This is a genomic window from Micromonospora sp. WMMD737, assembly GCF_049179055.1.
Taxonomy (GTDB): domain Bacteria; phylum Actinomycetota; class Actinomycetes; order Mycobacteriales; family Micromonosporaceae; genus Micromonospora; species Micromonospora reichwaldensis.
This window is the reverse complement of the sequence record NZ_JBMHMH010000031.1, coordinates 1-4,066: the sequence shown is the minus strand read 5'-3', so window position 1 is coordinate 4,066 and position 4,066 is coordinate 1. Positions and strand designations below refer to the sequence as shown.

The window sequence follows — 4,066 nt, the reverse complement described above, 5'->3', positions numbered from 1 at the left end:
CAGCCCAGTTCGCGTCCGGGGGTGAGCCGGGCGATCTGCTCGGGGGGATTGTCGTCGACGTAGTCGCCGATGACCTCGCCGTAGGACGGGCCCGGCTCGGGGAAGGCGATGTTGTCGCGTCCGTTGTTCGCGGTCCAGACCGACCCGTCGGGCGCCACCGCCAGGCCGGTGCCGTTGCGCACGCCGGTGGCGAACGGCTCGGCGGGTCCGCCTCCGGGCGGCACGCGCATGATCGTCGCGCGGGGAGGTTCGGCGGTGCGGTCCTCGGCACTGATGTTTCCCGTGGAACCGATCGAGAAGTAGACCGCGCCGTCGGGACCGACCACGACGCTCTTCAACGCATGCGCGTAGGCGCCCCGTAGATCGGGGCTCTCGGCGTTCGGCAGCCCGCCCGCGACGACCCGTTGGTTCGTCGCGGCGCCGTCGGCGTAGTCGTAGGCGACGATCTGGTCGCTTTCGGCGACGTAGAGTGTGGAACCGGAGAACTGCAGGCCGTGCGGCTGCTCGAGCCCGTTGAGCAGCACCGACTCCTGCGGCCCGGCCGGGCCGGGGGAGAAGCGCAACACCCGGCCCTGGGCCGGCACCGACACCAGCAGGTTGTCGTCGGGGGTCCACACGGCCAGCCGCGGGCGGTCGGTGCGGGCCCACACCGACATCGTCCAGCCCTGCGGCACGGAGACCTCGCGGGTCTGGTCGAACGGTGCGCCGTCGAGCCCCGGGGCGGCCTCGACGGTGACCGTGCTGGTCTGCGTGGCCGGGGGCGTCGACGGGGCGGGCGCCGAGGTGCCCGGAGCTGACTGAGCCGGTGAGGGCGACGACTGCTGCGCGCCTTCGGTGCATCCGGTGATCAGCGCCGCTCCTATCAGCAGCGCCCCGGTTCGCTTATGCCGCAGTGAGTCCCGCATGCATCTCCCAGACCAGAATTTCGGCGGGCGTGGCGGCGGTCACCCGTTGTCCACCCGATGCGGTGAAGCGCACCGCGTCTCCTTCGTCGAGTCCACCGGCTCCCTCGAGCGTGATCTGACCTTGCGCGACGAACAGATGCAGATAGGGGGCCTCGGGCAGTTGGACATTCTGGCCCGGCTGCAGTCGCGCGCCGTGCAGCGCGGCGTGGCGGTTGCGGATCGCGATCGCCGCGGCGTCCCCGTGCTCGGGCATCCCCGAGGCGATCGTCACCAGATTGCCGCTGAGCAGTTCGGCGTCGATCTCGAGCTGCTGATAGCCCGGCGTGATTCCCGACTCGTCGGGCATCACCCACATCTGGACGAAATGTACTGGCTCGCTGTGTGATTGTTCACCGGTCAACGTCCACGAGTCGTTCTTCTCGGAGTGCATGATGCCGGTGCCGGCCGACATCCGTTGCGCGAGTCCGGGATAGATGACCCCGGAATGGCCGGTGGAATCCTGGTGCACCAGCGATCCGCGCAGCACCCAGGTGACGATCTCCATGTCGCGGTGCGGATGGGTATCGAAGCCAGCAGCCGGTGCCACCTGATCGTCGTTGTTGACCAGCAGAAGGCCGTGGTGGGTGTTGTCGGGCTCATAGAGGTCGCCGAACGAGAACGAATGCTTGGAGTCCAGCCAGGGGATCTGGGTCCTGAGACGGTCCTGCGCGCGACGGATGTCGACGACGCTGCGGGGGCTGGTCATGGATCACTCCTCGGGAGTCTTCGTCAGCCTAGGTGGCCGACACCGCCCCCGACAACATAGATGACGTATCATCTATTCCGGGGATAGGCTGAGCCCGTGGAATGGCTCACCGACGAGCAGCAGCAGATCTGGCGCGACTACCTCGCCATGAGCAGCCGACTGCACACGGCGATGCACCGGCAGCTGCAGGCCGACTGCGATCTGTCCCTGTCGGACTACGACGTCCTGGTGGCGCTGTCCGAGCGCGGCCCGACGCGGATCAACGAACTCGGCGAGCACCTCGGGTGGGAGCAGAGCCGGCTGTCGCACCAACTGCGCCGGATGCGCGGGCGCGGGATGGTCGAGCGGGAAGGCGATCACGACGACCGGCGCGGCGCCACCGTCGCGATCACCGACGCCGGAACCGCCGCGCTGGAGGCGGCGGCACCCGGCCACGTCGAACTGGTGCGCAGCGTCGTCTTCGACGGATTGCCGCCGGACCAGCTGGGTGCGCTGGGCGGGGCACTTCGGGCCGCGTTGCGCCGGCTCGAGCGACGGCGCGCCGACCACTAGACCGCAGGCAGCGTGCCGGGCAGGCCGAACTTCGAGAACAGACCGTCCTCCTTGAACGCCACGACGTGGGTGATGCCCGCCGGATGCACGTCGAGCACGTGCAACTGGAAAGCCTCGTGCACCCCCGACGCGGGATTGCGCATGTACAGCGCCGCCATCGGCTGGCCGTTGGCCGTCGCGGTGAGGAACCGGATGTCGCCGGCCCGCTCCGCCGGGCAGTGCGTCTTCGACAGCGTGACGATCTCGACGGGCCCCTGGTACCAGCCGTCGAACGGAGGCATCTCCCACACCGCGTCGGCGGTGAACAACTCGACCAGCTGGTCGAGGTCGTAGGACTCGAATGCGGCGACATAGCGCGCCAGCAGGTCGGCGGTCTGGGGCGACTCCGGAGGCAACGGGCGATCGTCACGGCTGGGCTGCACCTCGTCGAGTTGGGCCCGGGCCCGTTGCAGCAGGCTGTTGACCGCCGCGGTCGACGTGCCGACCGCCTCGGCCACCTCCGCTGCCTTCCACTGCAGCACCTCGCGCAGCACCAGCACGGCGCGCTGCCGGGGCGGCAGGTGCTGCAGCGCGGCCACGAACGCCAGCCGCACCGATTCGCGGGACTCGGCGATCACCGACGGATCCGACGGGTCCTCCCGCGGTGCGTCCGGCAGCGGCTCGAGCCAGGCGATCTCGTGACGCTCGGTGATGTCGCCGGTGGGATCGGAGGCCGGTGCCCCCAGGCCCCTCGGCAGCGGGCGGCGCTTGCGTCCCTCCAGCGAGGTCAGAGCAGTGTTGGTGGCGATCCGGTACAGCCAGGTGCGCACCGAGGACTTGCCCTCGAAGCTCCCGTACGACTTCCAGGCACGCAGATACGTCTCCTGGACCAGGTCCTCGGCATCATGCAGCGACCCGGTGATCCGGTAACAGTGTGCGAGCAGTTCCCGGCGGTATCGCTGCGCATCGCACAGGAAGGCGTCCCGGGCCCTGCCGTCGCCGACTGCAACAACACTCACGTCATGTGAGCTTACGCAGCGGCACCGACATACAGGTCCCGGCGGCGGTGCGGCCCCGATTACTCTTTCGGGAATGGCCGTGACCCACAGCGAGCACAGTTTCGACGGTGCCGGCGGCATCCACATCGTCTACGACGTGTGGACGCCGGACCCGCAGTCCGGTGCCCAACCCCGTGGCGTCGTGATCCTCGCCCACGGATACGCCGAACACGCCCGCCGCTACGACCACGTCGCGGCGCGTTTCGCGGCAGCCGGGCTGATCACCTACGCCCTGGATCACCGTGGCCACGGCCGCTCCGGGGGCAAGCGGGTGTACCTGCGTGACATCGGCGAGTACACCGGCGACTTCCACACACTGGTCGGGATCGCCGCGGCCGAGCATCCCGGACTCCCGCGCATCGTCGTCGGCCACAGCATGGGCGGGGGCATCGTGTTCACCTACGGCGTCGAGCACCCCGACGACTACCACGCCATGGTGTTGTCCGGCCCCGCCGTCGCTGCGCAGGCGTCGGTGTCAGCTCCGATGGTGGTCCTGGCCAAGGTGCTGGGCAGGATCGCTCCGGGCCTGCCCGTGGAGGACCTGCCCGCCGACGCGGTGTCCCGCGACCCGAACGTGGTCGCCGCCTACGAGAACGACCCGCTGGTCCACCACGGCAAACTGCCCGCCGGGGTCGCCCGCGCGCTCATCGGCGTCGGCGAGACCATGCCGCGGCGGGCCGCGGCGATCACCGCGCCGCTGCTGGTGGTGCACGGCGAGGCGGACAAGCTGATCCCGGTCGAGGGCAGCAGACGGCTGGTCGAGTGCGTAGGCTCCGACGACGTACACCTGAAGGTGTACCCGGGTCTGTACCACGAGGTGTTCAACG

The 4,066-nt window shown here is 69.6% G+C and carries 4 protein-coding genes and 1 pseudogene; 2 read left to right on the top strand and 3 right to left on the bottom strand.

The window, feature by feature from the left end; all coding sequences use genetic code 11:
• Together ACN27A_RS34130 and ACN27A_RS34125 are read right to left on the bottom strand one after the other, a co-directional pair.
• Positions 1–905, bottom strand: a pseudogene (locus ACN27A_RS34130) (gluconolaconase); the annotation flags it as partial.
• Positions 883–1,650, bottom strand: a complete 768-nt coding sequence (locus ACN27A_RS34125) for a pirin family protein (protein WP_421459091.1) — start codon at positions 1,648–1,650, stop codon at positions 883–885. The pseudogene ACN27A_RS34130 and the gene ACN27A_RS34125, both read right to left, overlap by 23 nt.
• A gap of 96 nt (positions 1,651–1,746) precedes the next feature.
• Between ACN27A_RS34125 and ACN27A_RS34120 the strand changes: the two genes are divergently transcribed.
• A complete protein-coding gene (locus tag ACN27A_RS34120; RefSeq protein WP_421459089.1) occupies positions 1,747–2,202 on the top strand; it encodes a MarR family winged helix-turn-helix transcriptional regulator in 456 nt (151 codons plus the stop codon).
• On the opposite strand, the gene ACN27A_RS34115 is transcribed toward ACN27A_RS34120, so the two are convergent.
• A complete protein-coding gene (locus ACN27A_RS34115) occupies positions 2,199–3,200 on the bottom strand; it encodes a sigma-70 family RNA polymerase sigma factor (RefSeq protein ID WP_421459088.1) in 1,002 nt (333 codons plus the stop codon). The two genes, ACN27A_RS34120 and ACN27A_RS34115, sit on opposite strands and share 4 nt — an antisense overlap.
• A 73-nt stretch (positions 3,201–3,273) precedes the next feature.
• On the opposite strand from ACN27A_RS34115, the gene ACN27A_RS34110 reads away from it, so the two are divergent.
• A partial coding sequence (locus tag ACN27A_RS34110; RefSeq protein WP_421459086.1) for an alpha/beta hydrolase occupies positions 3,274–4,066 on the top strand: 793 nt, incomplete at its 3' end.

Coding starts and splice junctions, on each gene's coding strand:
- ACN27A_RS34125 (WP_421459091.1), bottom strand. CDS start 1,650: ATGACCAGCCCCCGCAGCGTCGTCGACATCCGTCGCGCGCAGGACCGT.